At 66.6% G+C, this 16,033-nt stretch carries 15 protein-coding genes; 3 read left to right on the top strand and 12 right to left on the bottom strand.

Translation table 11 applies throughout. The features are described 5' to 3' along the window. Window positions 1–82: 82 nt before the first annotated feature. Window positions 83–2,149 carry a catalase gene (locus ASE72_RS14060; RefSeq protein WP_056022663.1) on the top strand — a complete coding sequence of 689 codons (2,067 nt, stop codon included), beginning with the start codon at window positions 83–85 and terminating at the stop codon, window positions 2,147–2,149. Window positions 2,150–2,326: 177 nt separating this feature from the next. Here the strand turns inward: ASE72_RS14060 and ASE72_RS14055 are convergent, their stop codons facing one another. The 5 genes from ASE72_RS14055 to ASE72_RS14035 all read right to left on the bottom strand — a co-directional run bounded on the left by ASE72_RS14055 (window position 2,327) and on the right by ASE72_RS14035 (window position 8,265). Beyond that, complete coding sequence (locus ASE72_RS14055) at window positions 2,327–2,578, bottom strand: hypothetical protein (protein WP_056022661.1); 252 nt, start codon at window positions 2,576–2,578, stop codon at window positions 2,327–2,329. Window positions 2,579–2,592: 14 nt separating this feature from the next. After that, complete coding sequence (locus ASE72_RS14050; protein WP_056022659.1) at window positions 2,593–3,387, bottom strand: formate/nitrite transporter family protein; 795 nt, start codon at window positions 3,385–3,387, stop codon at window positions 2,593–2,595. Then, window positions 3,384–5,744: an FdhF/YdeP family oxidoreductase gene (locus tag ASE72_RS14045; protein WP_056022656.1), complete on the bottom strand. Its 2,361-nt coding sequence runs from the start codon at window positions 5,742–5,744 to the stop codon at window positions 3,384–3,386. The genes ASE72_RS14050 and ASE72_RS14045 overlap by 4 nt, the downstream gene beginning before the upstream one ends. A gap of 132 nt (window positions 5,745–5,876) precedes the next feature. Beyond that, window positions 5,877–7,226 carry an ABC1 kinase family protein gene (locus ASE72_RS14040; RefSeq protein WP_056022653.1) on the bottom strand — a complete coding sequence of 450 codons (1,350 nt, stop codon included), beginning with the start codon at window positions 7,224–7,226 and terminating at the stop codon, window positions 5,877–5,879. A 46-nt stretch (window positions 7,227–7,272) separates the two neighbouring features. Then, entirely contained in the window at window positions 7,273–8,265 is a 993-nt protein-coding gene (locus tag ASE72_RS14035; protein WP_082446080.1) for an SDR family oxidoreductase, read from the bottom strand. A gap of 261 nt (window positions 8,266–8,526) precedes the next feature. Between ASE72_RS14035 and ASE72_RS14030 the strand changes: the two genes are divergently transcribed. Then, entirely contained in the window at window positions 8,527–9,444 is a 918-nt protein-coding gene (locus tag ASE72_RS14030) for an alpha/beta hydrolase (RefSeq protein WP_443024781.1), read from the top strand. A 21-nt stretch (window positions 9,445–9,465) separates the two neighbouring features. Here ASE72_RS14030 and ASE72_RS14025 read toward each other — a convergent pair whose 3' ends face one another. The 7 genes from ASE72_RS14025 to mdcA are packed head-to-tail and all read right to left on the bottom strand — an operon-like array spanning window position 9,466 to window position 15,418. Continuing rightward, the gene (locus ASE72_RS14025; RefSeq protein ID WP_056022644.1) at window positions 9,466–10,374 is read right to left on the bottom strand and encodes an ACP S-malonyltransferase; all 909 of its coding nucleotides are present in this window, start codon (window positions 10,372–10,374) and stop codon (window positions 9,466–9,468) included. Further along, complete coding sequence (gene mdcB / locus ASE72_RS14020) at window positions 10,371–11,216, bottom strand: triphosphoribosyl-dephospho-CoA synthase MdcB (protein WP_056022641.1); 846 nt, start codon at window positions 11,214–11,216, stop codon at window positions 10,371–10,373. The genes ASE72_RS14025 and mdcB overlap by 4 nt, the downstream gene beginning before the upstream one ends. Beyond that, window positions 11,213–11,842 carry a malonate decarboxylase holo-[acyl-carrier-protein] synthase gene (gene mdcG, locus ASE72_RS14015; RefSeq protein ID WP_056022638.1) on the bottom strand — a complete coding sequence of 210 codons (630 nt, stop codon included), beginning with the start codon at window positions 11,840–11,842 and terminating at the stop codon, window positions 11,213–11,215. Before mdcG ends, mdcB begins: the two co-directional genes overlap by 4 nt. Beyond that, the gene (gene mdcE, locus ASE72_RS14010) at window positions 11,842–12,558 is read right to left on the bottom strand and encodes a biotin-independent malonate decarboxylase subunit gamma (protein WP_056022634.1); all 717 of its coding nucleotides are present in this window, start codon (window positions 12,556–12,558) and stop codon (window positions 11,842–11,844) included. Before mdcE ends, mdcG begins: the two co-directional genes overlap by 1 nt. Further along, on the bottom strand, window positions 12,545–13,447 hold the full coding sequence (locus ASE72_RS14005) for a biotin-independent malonate decarboxylase subunit beta (RefSeq protein ID WP_056022631.1): 903 nt from the start codon (window positions 13,445–13,447) through the stop codon (window positions 12,545–12,547). The genes mdcE and ASE72_RS14005 overlap by 14 nt, the downstream gene beginning before the upstream one ends. Then, the gene (gene mdcC, locus ASE72_RS14000) at window positions 13,444–13,761 is read right to left on the bottom strand and encodes a malonate decarboxylase acyl carrier protein (RefSeq protein ID WP_056022628.1); all 318 of its coding nucleotides are present in this window, start codon (window positions 13,759–13,761) and stop codon (window positions 13,444–13,446) included. Before mdcC ends, ASE72_RS14005 begins: the two co-directional genes overlap by 4 nt. Before the next feature lie 10 nt (window positions 13,762–13,771). After that, a complete protein-coding gene (gene mdcA / locus ASE72_RS13995; RefSeq protein WP_082446078.1) occupies window positions 13,772–15,418 on the bottom strand; it encodes a malonate decarboxylase subunit alpha in 1,647 nt (548 codons plus the stop codon). A gap of 165 nt (window positions 15,419–15,583) precedes the next feature. On the opposite strand from mdcA, the gene madL reads away from it, so the two are divergent. Next, complete coding sequence (gene madL / locus ASE72_RS13990; RefSeq protein WP_056022625.1) at window positions 15,584–16,027, top strand: malonate transporter subunit MadL; 444 nt, start codon at window positions 15,584–15,586, stop codon at window positions 16,025–16,027. Window positions 16,028–16,033 lie beyond the last annotated feature (6 nt).

The raw sequence follows: 16,033 nt of genomic DNA, 5'->3' as shown, positions 1-16,033 counted from the left end.
ATTCCGTCGCAGCACGATGGACCCGGGCACGCGTATCGCTCGTTAACTGCGCGACTATCGTCCTCGACAGCAAGGATCCGCAATGAGCGACATCGAACAGCGTAACCCCGGCAACGGTGGTGAAACGCACCAGCAGGCGGGCGGCGACGTACCCGTTTTGACCACCAATCACGGCGTCCCCGTATCCGACAACCAGAACAGCCTGAAGTCCGGCGCGCGCGGCCCGACACTGCTCGAGGATTTCGTGCTGCGCGAGAAGATCTTCCACTTCGATCACGAGCGCATCCCCGAGCGGATCGTCCATGCTCGCGGATCGGGTGCGCACGGCTATTTCGAGGCGACCGACGACATTTCCGACCTGACCAAGGCGGCAGTGTTCAAGAAGGGCACGAAGACCGAGCTCTTCACGCGCTTTTCGACAGTCGCTGGCGGTGCCGGTTCGGTCGACACCCCGCGCGACGTGCGCGGCTTCGCGGTCAAGTTCTACACGACCGAGGGCAATTGGGATCTCGTCGGCAACAACATCCCGGTGTTCTTCATCCAGGATGCGATCAAGTTCCCCGACCTGATCCATTCGGTGAAGATGGAGGCCGACCGCGCCTATCCGCAGGCGGGTTCGGCGCACGACACCTTCTGGGACTGGGCGTCGCTGACGCCTGAATCGACGCACATGCAGATGTGGGCGATGTCTGACCGCACCCTGCCGCGTTCGTTGCGGATGATGGAAGGCTTCGGCGTCCACACGTTCCAGCTCGTGAACGAGGAAGGCAAGTCGAGCTTCGTCAAGTTCCACTGGAAGCCCAAGCTCGGTCTCCAGTCGACGATCTGGGACGAGACGCTCAAGCTGCAGGCCGCGGACAACGATTACCATCGTCGCGACCTGTGGGAAGCGATCGACACCGGCGACTTCCCGGAGTGGGAGCTCGGCATCCAGGTGTTCGACAAGGCGTTTGCCGAGGCGCAGCCCTATGACGTGCTCGATTCGACCAAGCTGATCCCCGAGGAGGACGTTCCTGTCCGGATCATCGGGCGGATGGTGCTCGACCGCAACGTCGACAACTTCTTTGCCGAGACGGAGCAGGTTGCGTTCCTGCCGACCAACATCGTCCCCGGGATCGATTTCTCGAACGATCCGCTGCTGCAGGGTCGCCTGTTCAGCTATCTCGACACGCAGAAGTCGCGTCTCGGCACCACGAACTTCCACCAGATTCCGGTCAACGCACCGCGCAGCCCCGCCGGCAATTTCCAGCGTGACGGCATGATGCAGACCAAGGTGCCAAAGGGTCGTGCCAATTACGAGCCGAATAGCCTGTCGGTCGTCGGCGAAGACGGTGGCCCACGCGAGTCGCCAAAGGGCTTCGTGACCACGACGAACCCGACCGGTGCGGACGAGCAGGGCGAAAAGCTGCGGATGCGTGCCGAACTGTTCGGGGATCATTACAGCCAGGCACGGCTGTTCTGGGTGTCGGCGACGGATAACGAGAAGGCGCATATCGCGTCGGCCTTCACCTTCGAACTGTCGAAGGTCGGCCTCGCGCATGTTCAGGAGCGCACCGTCGCCAACCTGCGCAACGTCAACGAGGAGTTGGCGAGCCGCGTGGCGGATGGTCTCGGTATCGACCTGCCCGCAGCGAACCCCGCCTTCCGTGAGCCGGTCGACATGGCGCCTAGCCCGGCGCTGTCGATCCAGCAGAACATGAAGGACACGCTTGAGGGTCGTCAGGTCGGCATCCTGATCGCCGACGGTTCGGACGGTGGCGAGATCGACGCGGTCGTTGCGGCAGTCGAGGGTGCCGGCGGCAAGCCGGTCCTCGTCGCGCCGAAGGTCGGCGGTGCCAAGCTCGCCGATGGCAGCATGAAGAAGGCACAGGGCCAGCTCGCGGGCAGCCCGTCGCAAATCTTCGATGCGGTCGCGGTCATCCTTTCGGCCGAGGGCTGCAAGACGCTGCTCAAGGAAGGCGCCGCGGTCCAGTGGGTCATGGATGCCTTTGGTCACCTCAAGGCGATCGGTGCCAATGCCGCAGCAAAGCCGCTGCTCGACAAGGCTGGCGTCGAATCCGACGCGGGCGTCGTCGATCTGAATGCGATCGCGACGGCTGGCACGAAGCGCTATTGGGATCGCGAGCCCGGCGTTCGCACGCTCGCCTGATCCGGAGGGGCACCAGCGCGGCTGGTGCCCGACCGTCGACGTTCGACCGCCCGCGCTATCCAGCGAAGGGCGGTCGTTCTGCGTTTGACGGCCATCGCAGCACGTCGGTCCGGGGAGGCAGCGTGTGCCTGGCGTCGCTCAGGCACGGCTACAAAGGACGCCGGTTCGCTCCGGCCTTTACGTCCGCACGACCTCGACGATTTCAAACTGGTGCGACACCCATCCTCGCTGGCTCGCCGCATCGGCCGCCGCGGTCCGCTTTCGCTTTGCCTCGGCAAGCGTCTTGGTATGGCCCCAGAAGACCTCGGTTCGGCCGTTCGCCAGCACGGCGACGATCCGCCAATAGTGGGTGAATGGCGTGGCCGTGGGGCCGATCGTCTTCACATAGCCGTCGGGAAGCGTGGCCGTCAGGTAATGCTTCTTGGCCACGCCCCCTCCTCGTCTCAGCCGCGGTCCGTCGACGGCGCCTCTTCGGTTCGTGCGATCGCCATATACGCCGCAACGACAAACACCAGCGCACCGACGATGTTGCCGGCGCTGACGATGGCCAGGTTGCGCAATGCCCCGCCAAGGGCGATCGACGCGTCGGGCATCATCAACGCCAGCGTCAGTGCGGTCATGTTCGCGACCGAATGCTCGAAACCGGGCGCGACGAACGCCAGCAGGATCCAGGCCATGCCGATGCACTTCGCGGCATCCCCCTTCATCCGCGCCGACGTCCAGATTGCCAGACACACGAGCCAGTTGCAGAGCACGGCACGCGCAAACAGCGCGCCCGCGTCGGCGTCGACCTTGTGCGCGACGAACGCGCTGAACATCGTGTCGGCGTGATCGAACACGGGCCCGTCCCCGCAGGCAGCGAAGATCGCCGCGAGCATGATGCCGCCGACGAGATTGCCGATCCACACCACGACCACGAGACTAATCGCCTGGCTCGCGGTGATCGTCCTGCGCGCAAGCCCGAACCCGAGATACATGACATAGCCCGTGAACAATTCGGCGCCGGCAAATACCGTCAGCACCAGCCCGACGCCGAACGTCGCGCCCATCACAAGCGGTCTGATCCCTGCATCCAGCCCCGCGGCGGCGCTCAGCGCAAGGATCATCGCGATACCGATATACGTTCCCGCCAGCATCGCCCCGACGAAAAACCCGCCTGGCGATCGACGCAATGCCGCCATCTTGGCGGCAGCGGTTTCGGCATAGGTTTCAATCAGCGGCGTATAGCCCGCACTCATGCCGGTACGCGTTCCTGCTGCCCCACCACGCCTTCCCGAACGACGCCGCGCTCGACGCCCATGTCTGCTTCAGCCGGCCGGACCACCACCGGCACCGACTTGTAGGACGGCGTGAAGCTCTGCGGATCGTGATCCTCGAGCGCGATCAGCGGCTGCGTCTCGGGGTAATAGGACGCGATACACCCATCGGGCAGTGCATAGCGGACCAGCGTCAGCTTCTGCACGACGCGGTCCGGCGCGGCAAATTGCAGCGCGGTGGCGACGTCCACCACGTCGCCCTCGGCATAGCCCAGCCGGGCCATGTCTCGTTCGTTCATGAACAACACGTCGCGACGGCCAAACACGCCGCGATAGCGATCGTCCAGACTGTAGATCGTCGTATTGTACTGGTCGTGCGCGCGGAGCGTGGTCAGGCGCAGGACATTCGGCTCGTTCGCCGTCTCGTCCTTCTGGACCCCCTCGGCGACGATGAAGTTCGCCTTTCCGCTTTCCGTCTTCCAGATCCGCAACGCAGCGGAGTTGGGAAGATGGAACCCGCCCGGCTGGCGAATGCGCTCGTTATAGTTGGCAAAATCGGGAAAGACCGCCTCGATCTTGTCCCGGATGAGATCGTAATTCGCGGCGTAGCCGTCCCAGTCGATCCCCCCCTTGCCCTTCAGCGTCGCCTTGGCGATCTCGGCGACGATCCAGATCTCGGACTTCACATTCTCGCCCGGCGGCATCAGGAAGCCGCGCGACGCGTGCACCATCGACATCGAATCCTCGACGGTGACCGACTGCGGCCCGCTCGCCTGCGTGTCGAGTTCGGTGCGTCCGAGGCATGGCAGGATGTACGTGTCCTTCGCCATCAACAGCATCGTCCGGTTCAGCTTGGTCGTGATGTGTGCTGCGAGATCGAGGTTGCGAAAACCCTCTGCGCACGCCTGCGGATCGGACGAGGCGATCGCGAGGTTGCCGCCGAGGCAGACGATCGCCTTGGCCTTGCCGTCGCGCATCGCGGCGATGCTTTCGACCACCGAATGACCATGCTCGCGGGGTGGTTCGAAGTTGAACACGTCGCGCATCCGGTCCAGCAACAGCGGCATTGGCCGCTCGGTGATGCCGACCGTACGGTCGCCCTGAACGTTGCTATGGCCCCGCAGCGGGCAGATCCCCGCGCCCGGCCGGCCCATATTGCCGCGCAGCAGCAGCAGGTTGGCGAGCTGCTGCACGTTGCTCGTACCCGTGCGGTGCTGCGTGATCCCCATGCCGTAGCACGCGATCGTCGCCTTCGAGGTCGCGTAGATCCGCGCGACGTCTTCAAGATCGGCACGTGACAGACCGCTCGCCTGTTCGATGTCGGTCCAGTCGGCCGCCGCCAGATCGGCGATGTACGCATCGAGCCCCGCGGTATGTTCGGCGATGAACGCATGGTCGAGCGCCGGCGCGCCGCCCGAACTGCGTGCCGCGTCGTCGAGCGCGACGAGTGCCTTGGCAATGCCCTTCAGCGCCGCGGCATCGCCACCGACCTTGACCTGGAGATAGCTGCTGGCGATCTGGGTCGAAGTGCCGGTCGCCATCTCGACCACCGACTGTGGCGACTCGAACCGCTCGAGCGAGCGCTCCTTCAGCGGATTGAACACGATGATCTTGCCGCCGCGGCGCGATACCTCGCGCAGCGTCGCCATCATCCGCGGATGGTTCGTCCCCGGGTTATGACCGATCGAGAGGATCAGATCGGCATGATCGAAATCCTCGAGGCTGACGGTCCCCTTGCCGATCCCGATCGATTTCGGAAGACCGACCGACGTCGCCTCGTGACACATGTTCGAACAGTCGGGAAAGTTGTTCGTCCCGTACAGCCGCACGAACAGCTGGTACAGGAACGCCGCCTCGTTCGAGCAGCGACCCGAGGTGTAGAATTCCGCCTGGTTCGGATCGGGCACCGCGGCGAGGCCCGCGCCGATGCCGGCAATCGCCTCATCCCAGCTCACGACCTCATAATGGTCGGTCGCCGCATTGTAGCGCAACGGTTCAGTGACGCGTCCCTGCGACTCGATCCAGTGATCGCTCTGTTTCCAGATGTCCGAAACGCTGTGCTCGGCAAAGAAGTCCGCACCGATCAGTTTCGCGGTGGATTCCCACGCGACAGCCTTCGCACCGTTTTCGCAGAATTCGAACGACGACGTGTGCTTCGGGTCGGGCCATGCACAACTCGGGCAGTCGAACCCGTCGGGCTGGTTCGATTTCAGCAGCGTCTGGCCGCCACGGACCACGATCTGCTGCGCCTTCAGCGATGCAGCGACCGCACGCAGGGCTCCCCAACCGCCGGCGGCGCCCTTGTAATCCTCGATCCCGTCAGGGCGTTTGTTACGCATACCAGTCTCCAACTCTCTTTGCGCGACGCGAATATCGCCGTTCATACGCATTGAACCATTGGTGATGCTATTAGCTGCCTAGGCTATGGTCGCCAAAGCGGGATTATCGCGTCCGGTGATCGCCTTACTAGGTCAGGGAAGATAGGCCGACACCATCGATCGAACATCCACACGCGCCTTCAGCCGCGCGGCGAGCAGCGCGGTACCGCTGATCTTGCGCTGAACCAGGAGCATGTCCGCGGACGGAATATGCCAGCTCGCCCGGTCGCGCGCGACGGTCGTGCCTTCGTCGCGCAACACGGAGACAAATCCACGATCGCCGAAGTCGAACGCGCCGGTCCGGTTCATCTCCTCAAGGATCACGTCGATCATCCGGTCGATCGCCGGTCGATGCGCAGTGACGGCATTCTCGCCCAGGAACCCGGCCGCGACAGCCGCGTCGCGCACCGCGTCGCGGTCACCGGCCAGCCCGGCGGCCAGGAGGCGCCGATACCCGTCGGCGACGACGGCGGGCACCGCGCGCGCCGCGCCGAAATCGAGCAGCACGATCCGTCCCGTCTCGGGCTGCCAGCGATAATTCGCGAAATTGGGATCGGTCTGCATCAGCTGCCAGTCGAGCAGTTCGCGCAAGGTCAGCGCAATCAGCCGCGCCACCGTCCTGTCGCGGACATCCTGCGGCTCGGTATCGAGCGTCTCGATCGGGACGCACTCGATATAGTCCATCGCGAGAACGCGCGATGTCGACAGGGCCGGCTCGAGCTTGGGCACGATCAGCGTGGGATCGTCGCCTACCAGCCCGCGATAGCGTTCGAGCATGGCGCCTTCGCGCTCGTAATCCGCCTCGTCGTGCAGCTGCCGCTTCGCGTCAGCAAGCAGTGCGGAGATATCGAGGCCCTTGGGCAGCAGTCCCGACACGCGCAACAAGGTCGCGACATTGTCGACATCGGCGTCAATGCTTTCCTTTACCCCCGGATACTGGACCTTGATCGCCAGCATGCGCCCATCGGGCAGTTTGGCGCGGTGAACCTGACCGATCGACGCCGCGGCGATCGGGTGTGCCTGGAAGTGCGCGAAGCGCCGCCGCCAGTCGCGCCCCCATTCGGCGGTGAGAACGCGGTCGAGCTGCGGCGGCGGCATATGGTGCGCATTGTCGCGCAGGCGCGCCAGGATCGCAGCCAGTTCGGGCGGGAGCATGTCGCCCGCGTCCATCGACACCATCTGCCCCAACTTCATCGCCGCGCCACGCAGATGCGCCAGCTGGTCAGCGACGCGCACCGCATTGGCGGGGGTCATCAGCAGATCCGCCATGCGGGGCCGCTCCCCGCTCGCCAACCGACGCGCGCCCTCGCTGACGACACCGCCCGCGACGCCGCCCGCCATCCGCCCGAACACACCGAGCCGCGACAGGCGCCCCTTGGGGACGGATCGCCCTGAACCGGCGCGCGCCGGGTCGCGCGCGCCATCGAAATCGTCGTTGCTCATAGTCTCCTTGATCGGGCTGGCCCCGCAAAACGTGTCGACGATCGGATCAGGCGGGTTGCTCGTTGCCGCCCGTCGACCCGAAGATCTGTCCGGTCGAATAGCTCAATGATGGATCGGCCGCCGCCACGTACAGCCCGGCAATCTCGGCGGGCTGACCGGGGCGCCCGAGCGGCGAGGTTTCGCCGAAGGTACGCTGTTTTTCCGGCGTCGCACCGCCGCTGACCTGCAACGGGGTCCAGAACGGCCCCGGCGCGACGGCATTGACGCGGATGCCCCGCTCGGCGAGCTGCTTGGCCATGCCCTTGGTGAAATTCAGCACGGCGGCCCGCGTCATTGCATAATCGATGATGTCCTTCGACGGTGACCCGGCCTGCTCCGAAGAGGTGTTCACGATCACCGCGCCTGCGGTCATGCGCTCGAGCGCCGCCTTGGTCAGCCAGAATGGCGCATAGACGTTGGTCTTCATCGTATCGTCGAAGTCCTGGCTGGTGATGTCCGCAATGCCGGGCCTCGTCTGCTGCCGCGCTGCGTTGTTCACGAGGATATCGAGCCCACCGAGCTGATCCGCCGCCTGTTGCACCAGCCGGCGACAGAATTTCTCGTCACGCAGATCGCCGGGGATCGCGACCGCCTTGCGGCCGGCCGCGCGGATCAACGCGACGACTTCGCGCGCGTCGGGCTCCTCGGCAGGCAGATAATTGATCGCGACGTCGGCGCCCTCGCGCGCATAGGCGATCGCCGCCGCGCGGCCGATACCGCTATCGCCGCCGGTGATCAGCGCCTTCTTGCCATTCAGCCGCCCCGACCCCTTGTAGCTCGTCTCGCCATGATCGGGCCGCGGCGACATCTTCGATGCGAGCCCCGGCCAGGGCTGACGCTGCACCGCGAACGGCGGTTTCGGGTAGGCGGCAGCGGCAGGCGCGGTCGCGGCTTGAACGCCACCGCCCGCCTGTGCGGACGCGGAGTTCGCACCGGCTGCGGCTGCGCCCGCGACAAGCGCTGCGCCCGTCACAAATGTACGGCGATTGGTATCGGTCATGTGGAGCTCCCGCTGGTCTGTCATGGACACCAAAGGCCGGTCGCTGCTTACGTTCCCGATTCTGCGCGCTATTTCGAGAATGTGCGCAAAGGATAACGCGCATCATCCCGCCGCAGCCGGACCACGCGCGAGCAATACTGGTACGAATTCGGGGATTGTCCGATGATAGCGCTATCGATAGGTTCGTCCCAATAAGAAAAATGGGAGAGCGCGATGAGAACTGTACACGGCATCCGTCGGAAGATCGCCTGGCGCCTGACGATGACCGCGCTCCTCCCCCTGCTTGCTGCAGCACCGGCGCTGGCGCAGTCCGCGACATCGATCTCAGCCGACGCGATGACCCCGTTGCCCGTCCCCGATCAGCCGACTGCGATCATCCTGGATACCGGCAAGCTCGCTGGCACGAACGCCCCCGAGGCCTGGCATAGCCAATATGGCAGCGTCTTCGCGCGCAACGTCACCGTCGCCACGCTGACGCCGTTCCTGCCCGACCCTGCAAAGGCGACGGGTACCGCCGTCATCGTGGCACCCGGCGGCGGGTTCCGTACGCTGTCGATGGAGAATGAAGGCTGGGATGTCGCGAAAGCGCTGGAGGCGCGCGGCGTTGCCGCGTTCGTCCTCAAATACCGGCTCAACCCGACACCCGTCGATATGCCCGGATTCGAGCAGTCGATGCGCGCGATGTTCGCCCCCGGCGCACGCCCCCCGCGACCCGACCCTGCCACCATGATGGCGAGTCTGAAACCGCAGATCGCGGATGCCCGCGCCGCGTTCAGCCTGGTCCGCAAGCGTGCCGGGGAATGGCACGTCGATCCGGCGCGAGTCGGCATGGTCGGATTCTCGGCGGGCGCGATGCTGACGATGGCGACGACGCTGGTCGGCGAGGATGCGAAACCCGCGTTCATCGGCAACGTCTACGGCCCGCTCTCCGCCATGCCGGTGCCCGGCGATGCGCCGCCAATGTTCGTGGCGCTCGCGGCGGACGATCCGTTTTTCGGCAACGCCGGCTTCGGCCTGATCGATGCCTGGCATGCAGCGAAGCGCCCCGTCGAGTTCCATTTGTACGAACAGGGGGGACACGGATTTGGCATGTATCCGAAATCCACGACCAGCACCGGATGGTTCGACGCGTTCACCCGCTGGATGACGATGCATGGATGGATGAAGCCCGCGTCGTAGCGGCATAGCCGACGCCGTGGTTCATCCGATCCAGGAAGTGATTCCCGCGCAGGTGCGGAAGTCGTCAACCGCGCGGACATCGACCATCGGATAGGTCGCGCGCACCATGTCGGCCAGCGCGGTGCCGGGCCCGAGTTCGAGCATCCGGTCGACACCGCGCTCGATCAGCGCTTCGAGCGTCGCCGCCCAGTCGATTGTCGTGTCGATCTGCGCTGCAAGCCCCTCGATCGCCTGCTGCCCCCCCACGATGGTCGGGCCCGTCGTGCTGAGCAGCGTCCGTCCCGGGGCCGGTCTTGCCATATCCGCGGTCAGCAGCGCGTCGCGAAAGGTCGGGACCGCCGCCGACAGGCGTCGCGTGTGCGAGGCGACATGAACCGCAATCGGCCGCGCGCTGGTCGCGCCTGACGCGAGCGCCGCCTCGCAGCAGCGCGCGACGTCGTCGCGGATACCGCCTATGACGAACATCTCGCCGGGATTGACGATCGCGATCGCGCAGCCGAATTGCGCGGTCAATCGCGTGACGGCATCGATCGGCAGTCCGCGGACGAACCCGAGTCCGTCATCGGGCCCGCCCGCGGCGTCCATGATCTCGGCCCGCAGCGCCGTCAGCCGCAATGTCCGTTCGGGCGACCAGAGCCCCGCGACACCCCAGGCCGTCATTTCGCCGACGCTGTACCCACTCACGATGAGCGGCGCGCTGGGTGCGAGGCAGGCAGCGGCTGCCAGACCGCGCGCGACGCACAGGATCTGGCTCGTCCGGTTGGCATGCCACGCCGCATCATCGCTCGTGCGCAATACCGACCGGACATCTTCGCCAAGCAAACGACTGGCCTCGGCGAGGATCGCCCCCGCGGCGGGCGCATCGGCGAACAGATCGAACATCGCCGGATCCTGGCGCCCCTGCCCCGAACACAGCAGCGCCAGCGTCACGTCAGACGCTCGACAAATATCGCCATCGCGAGAAGATCGGCGCAGCCACCCGGGCTGAGCCGACGCGCGGTGAAGCGCTCGTGGATCGCTACCGCGCGGTCATGCCATCCCCTGGTCGCAATGCTCCCGCCCTCGAGAAATGCCCGTGCCTCGGCCTGCGCGTACGCCAGCCCCTCGGCGCCGCCGCGATAAAGGAGATTGGTATCCGCGACGTCGGCTATCAGCACCATCACCGCGTGAACCTGCGCCGCATGCGGCCAGGTCTTCGCGTGCAGGCGCGCCAGGCTCCGTCCCTGGACGAGCGCGGGTATCGCCAGTTGATAGAGCGACGGGAAGCCGGCGGCTGCTTCCGCGCGCGCGCCGCCGGCCGAATGGCGGCGTGCGACCTCGCTGCCGTGGCTGTGCGGCTGCGTCGGGCCGCGCTCGATCGCGGCACCCCACCGGTTCCTGACGATCGCGCCAAGCGACGCCGCCACGTGATACCGCGCTCGAAATCCTGCCGCCGCGCACAGCAACCCCATCCCGAAGATGGCACCCCGATGCGTATTCACGCCGCGCGTCGCAACCATCATTGCCGCCTCCGCCTCGATGCCGATCGCGCGAAGGCGGCTCATGTCCGCACCGTCTGCGCCCGCACCCGCCAAGGCCGCGAAATAGGGCTCGAGGGCGTCCGCGCTCCGGTTCATCAACGCCGCGTCCATATCGTCATGCGCGCCGGGATCGACGGGACTGACCAGGCCGGGCTTCGGATAGGTCGCCACCTCTGTCTTGAGACTTAGGGTCGCGAGCGAGGCGAGCAATTCGGCATCGCCTGTCGGCGCGAGACGTCGCAACGCCGTCATGCAAACACCGCGTCACGGCGTACCAGCCGATTGCCATCGGCCGTCTTGGCCAGCAGGTCGGCGGCGTCGCCGCGCCATTCCTGCCACTGGATCGCCAGTCCGGCAGGCGTGACCATTTCGCCGTCGATCCGCATCGGCGCCGCAGCGGCAATCGCGACCAACGCAGGTAACAGCCGGTCGACATCGCCGGCACGGCCCACGCGCCACACCAGATCGAGGTCCGAAGTGGCAGTCAGGTAGGACAGCCCGGTCAGATATGCCCAGGCAAGGCCGCCGAAACACCGCGTCGCAGGATCGAGCGCAACGACCGCCTCGATAGCGTCCTGCCAGCCAGCGGGTGCTGCGATACGCGCATCGGCGAGCAGGGGTGGCGGCTCGATCGACAGCAAGGCGTCCGACGGGACAATGAACGCAAGGCGCTGCTTGCCGTGTGACGGCGGCAGCGGGAGGCCAAGCGGCACATGGTCGCGCACATCCTCGAACAGCGGCCGCCGGACGATCAGCGGGCGCCCCGCCCTCACCCACTCGACGACCAGCGGGATCCGGCGCGCCTCGGCGTGCCCCGCCAGAATCTCTGGCCAGCGTTCCGGGTCGAGCCGGACGATGTGGTGCCGGTCGAACCGCATTACCCCTGCGCCGCCGCGACGACCGCAGACGCGATGCGGGCGGACACTGGCCGCCCGCCGCGCGCGGCACCACGCGCGCCGCGTTCGTCCTCCTTGGCGGGCGAATGATCCAGTATCATCGCCAACTGCTCCGCAAGACCGTTGGCCGGATCCCAAGTCTCCGCAATGCCGCCGACCTTGACGATGTTGTCGAGGCCCGGCGCAAATACCGGCGTCGCCGCGGCCTTCGCCTCGAGCACATCGAGCGGCAGCTTTGTGACGCGCGCCATCGAGGCGAGGTCCATCACTTCGGGATGCGCGCCGGGCAGCGCGACCAGCGTGCCGCACGCCAGCGCGGTCGCGATGAACGCGCCCGCCGCGCTGCCACCATAGAGCAGCCCGATCGTGCGATGCCCCTGCGCCTCCGCCAGCAGCAACGACTTGGCGAGGTGCGCGAGATATTCGCTTAGCCCGAGCAGTTCGTCGCGCCGGCTCATCCGCTGGCTCGCGCTGTCGACGAGGAACAGGATCGGCGCGGCGTCGTCGGTCGACGCGATCTCCAGCACCGCGGCGGACAGCCGGATCGCCTGGTCGATCCCGATCGGTGCGCGGCCGGTCGCGCCGACGACATGGACGACGCCGTCGCCGAACGCCGCGCGGCCGAACAGAAGATCGCCTTCGGGCGTGACGTCGTGCCCTGCGGGGAAGAGCGAATCGAGGATCTCAGCGGGCGTCATCGGCGCTCTCCCGGTACTGGGCGGCTAGGGTCGCGAAGGCGTCGGCGGGCATGTCGGGAATCGCCTTCGGATTGTCGATTCCGAGCGCGTTCCAGATATCGGTCGCATCGCCCAGATCGCCGAACCGCGTGATCCGCCGCTCGAGTCGCGCCTGTTCCGCTGCCAGCGTGGCGGCGTCGAGCCTGGCCGGTCGCGCGAGCGCCGCCGTCGCCGCGGCACGGAACGCCGCCGCGTCGTCGTCGACGAACACGTCCGCGCCGCCGATCAGCGTGCGGTGCTTGCCGCCCATCGTCCGCCACACCAGCGCGCGGTCGCGCGAGTCGAATTCCTCGACGCCCTTGTTGGTCTCGATCACCTCGGGCCCGGTCACGCTGATCCGGCCCTGTTCGGACACGATCAGCGTCGAGCAGCACCCCGCGATCAGCCCGCCGCCGCCGTAGCAGCCTGCGCGCCCACCGATCAGCCCGACGACGCGGATGCCGTCCAGCCGCGCTTCGGCGATCGCGCGCATGATCTCGGCGATCGCGATCTCGCCCGCGTTGGCCTCCTGCAAGCGCACGCCGCCGGTGTCGAACGCGATGACGACGTCGCGTGCCAGCGCCTTGGCCGCTCGCAGCAGCCCGGTGAGCTTCGCGCCGTGGACCTCGCCGAACGCGCCGCCCATGAAGCGGCCTTCCTGCGCCGCAACGAGGACGGGCGTGCCGTCGATCGTGCCGCTGCCGACGACAACGCCGTCGTCGAACTGCGCGGGCAGGTCGAAGATGCCCAGATGCGGGCTCGTCTCGCGGCATTCGGGCCCGACGAACTCGGCGAAGCTGCGCGGATCGACCAAAGCGGCGATCCGCTCGCGCGCACCCGCTTCGTACCAGCTCTGGCGAATATTGCTCATGCCTCGGGCTCCTCGATCAGGCGAACGGCCTGCGCCAGCCGCAACGACACCGTATCCGGCCGCGCGCCGCCGTCGTTGATCGCGATCCGCAAGCCCCCCGCCGCGCGCCGGCCGACGAAATCGGCGACCACCGCGTCCCACAGGTCGCGAAACCCGTGTGCCGCGGTGCTGATCTCGATCGCGCACCGATCGGCCGCGTCGCCGCGCTCGACCAGCACCTCGAGATTGCCCGACGCGACGACGCCGACCAGCGCCATCGCGCGCGTCCCGCCCGCCGGTATCGGCGCCGCGATATCGAAATGGAGAATTTCCATGCGTCGTCTCCTACCAGTTCCGGAACCGGCTCGGCGGCCGGTAGAGCCCACCCGAGGCGAGCATGAGATCCTTGATCGAACGCGCGGCCAGCATGTTCCGGTTCGCGTCGAGCGGGTCGATCCCGAGGTCCTCGGGCCGCTGGATGATCTTCCGTTCGCGCAACCGCTCGACCATCGCCCTGTCGCGGCCGCGGCCGATCTCGGTAAAGCCCGCGACGCCGCGGATCGCCTGTTCGCGCTCGTCCGCATTGCGGCACAGCAGCAGGTTGGCGATGCCCTCCTCGGTCACGATGTGCGTCGTATCGTCGGCGTAGACCATGACCGGCGCGAGATCGAGATCGAGCTTTTCCGCAAGTTCGAGCGCCCCCAGCTTCTCGACGAACAACGGCGCATTGCCCTCGCCGAACGTCTCGCCGATCTGGACCACGAGTTTGCGTCCGCGCCGAAGCGGCGCCGCGGTGTCGGGATCCGCCTCCGCGCCGGCCTGCAACCAGGGAGCGCTGGGATGGCGCCGGCCCCGCGCGTCCGATCCCATGTTGGGCGCGCCGCCAAAGCCCGCGATGCGGTTCGCGGTGATCGTCGAGCTGTGCCCGGCAAGGTCGATCTGCAGCGTCGAGCCGATGAACATGTCGCAGGCGTACAGACCCGCGGTCTGGCTGAACGCGCGGTTCGAGCGCAGCGAGCCGTCGGGTCCGGTGAAGAAGATGTCCGGCCGCGCGGCGAGATAATCCTCCATGCCGACTTCGGAGCCGAAGCAATGGACCTGCTCGACCCACCCCGCCTCGATCGCGGGGATCAGCGTCGGGTGCGGATTGAGCGCCCAGTGCGTGCAGATCTTGCCCTTCAGCCCGAGCTTCTCGCCATAAGTCGGCAGCAGCAGCTCGATCGCCGCGGTGTTGAAGCCGATGCCGTGGTTCAGCCGGCGCACGCCGTAGGGCTGATACAGTCCCTTGATCGCCATCATCGCGGTGAGGATCTGCGTCTCGGTCATCGCCGCGGGATCGCGCGTGAACAGCGGCTCGACATAAAAGGGCCGCCCCGCGTCGAGCACGAAATGGACCTGGTCGCCGGGGATATCGACGCGCGGCAGCGTATCGACGATCTCACCGACCTGCGCGATCACCAGCCCGCTGCCGAAGCTCGTTGCCTCGACCACGGTCGGCGTGTCCTCGGTATTCGGACCCGTGTAGAGATTACCGTGGCGATCCGCGCTGACCGCGGCGATCAGCGCGACCTGCGGCGTCAGGTCGACGAAATAGCGCGCGAACAGTTCGAGATAGGTGTGGATCGCGCCAAGCTCGATCTTGCCCCCGAACAGCATCTTGGCGATCCGCGCCGATTGCGGGCCCGAATAGGAGAAGTCGAGCCGCTTCGCGATACCGCTGTCGAACACGTCGAGATGCTCGGGCAGCACGACGCCCGATTGCACCATGTGCAGGTCATGGATCCGCGCCGGGTCCATCGCGGCCAGCCCCTTGGCCAGCACGTCCGCCTGCTTCTGGTTGTCACCCTCGATGCAGACCCGGTCACCGGGCCTGAGCACCGCCTCGAGAAAGTCGACGAGCGTTTCGGGATCGACCAGCTTGTCGGTGGCAAAGCCACGACCCGCCGCGATCCGCTCCTCGCGCATCTGCTTGCGCGTATTCCATTGCCGCACCGCATCGTCTCCTGACGCTTATTCCACCGCTCTTGTATTCCCTATTGCTCGAAACGCAACCCTGTGCATACTTAAGGAGGTATAAGACGCTAGATCGAATACATTGAGAGGATATGCCATGAGCGAGTCCCTACCCGTTGCCGCCCCATATGCGGGACGCGGCGCATGATTGCCGGAGTCGCGCTGCTCGCGATCTGTACATTGATCGGGCAATTGCTCGGCGAAGGCCTTGGCGTGCTGCTCGGCGTGAAGGCCAATGTCGGCGGGGTCGGCATCGCGATGATCCTGCTGATCGCCGCACGGATGTGGCTGAAGACGCGCGGCCGCTACAACGAAGGCGTGTCGCGCGGGATCGGCTTCTGGGGCGCGCTGTATATCCCGATCGTCGTCGCGATGGCGGCGCAGCAGGATGTCGTCGCCGCGGTCGAGGGCGGTCCGATCGTCCTGATCGCGGGCGTCGGCGCGCTGCTGCTGTGCTTCAGCGCGGTGGCGATCATCAGCCGGATGTCGGGCACGCCCGAGACGATGGACGAGATCGAGGCGCGCGAGACGCGTGAAGCCGAGATGGCGATCGCAGCCGGATCCCCCGCCCCGATCACCCTGCGCTAAGGACCG

Origin of the sequence: Sphingomonas sp. Leaf20 (assembly GCF_001421535.1) — a bacterium.
GTDB lineage: Bacteria > Pseudomonadota > Alphaproteobacteria > Sphingomonadales > Sphingomonadaceae > Sphingomonas.
The sequence above is the reverse complement of the archived record's forward strand: the minus strand, read 5'-3'. Positions and strand labels throughout refer to the sequence as shown.

Excerpts from the sequence above, each read along its gene's own strand:
- ASE72_RS14060 (WP_056022663.1), top strand. The coding sequence starts at position 83 with ATGAGCGACATCGAACAGCGTAACCCCGGCAACGGTGGTGAAACGCAC.
- ASE72_RS14050 (WP_056022659.1), bottom strand. The coding sequence starts at position 3,387 with ATGAGTGCGGGCTATACGCCGCTGATTGAAACCTATGCCGAAACCGCT.
- ASE72_RS14045 (WP_056022656.1), bottom strand. The coding sequence starts at position 5,744 with ATGCGTAACAAACGCCCTGACGGGATCGAGGATTACAAGGGCGCCGCC.
- ASE72_RS14040 (WP_056022653.1), bottom strand. The coding sequence starts at position 7,226 with ATGAGCAACGACGATTTCGATGGCGCGCGCGACCCGGCGCGCGCCGGT.
- ASE72_RS14035 (WP_082446080.1), bottom strand. The coding sequence starts at position 8,265 with ATGACCGATACCAATCGCCGTACATTTGTGACGGGCGCAGCGCTTGTC.
- ASE72_RS14030 (WP_443024781.1), top strand. The coding sequence starts at position 8,527 with ATGACCGCGCTCCTCCCCCTGCTTGCTGCAGCACCGGCGCTGGCGCAG.
- mdcB (WP_056022641.1), bottom strand. The coding sequence starts at position 11,216 with ATGACGGCGTTGCGACGTCTCGCGCCGACAGGCGATGCCGAATTGCTC.
- mdcG (WP_056022638.1), bottom strand. The coding sequence starts at position 11,842 with ATGCGGTTCGACCGGCACCACATCGTCCGGCTCGACCCGGAACGCTGG.
- mdcE (WP_056022634.1), bottom strand. The coding sequence starts at position 12,558 with ATGACGCCCGCTGAGATCCTCGATTCGCTCTTCCCCGCAGGGCACGAC.
- ASE72_RS14005 (WP_056022631.1), bottom strand. The coding sequence starts at position 13,447 with ATGAGCAATATTCGCCAGAGCTGGTACGAAGCGGGTGCGCGCGAGCGG.
- mdcC (WP_056022628.1), bottom strand. The coding sequence starts at position 13,761 with ATGGAAATTCTCCATTTCGATATCGCGGCGCCGATACCGGCGGGCGGG.
- madL (WP_056022625.1), top strand. The coding sequence starts at position 15,584 with ATGATTGCCGGAGTCGCGCTGCTCGCGATCTGTACATTGATCGGGCAA.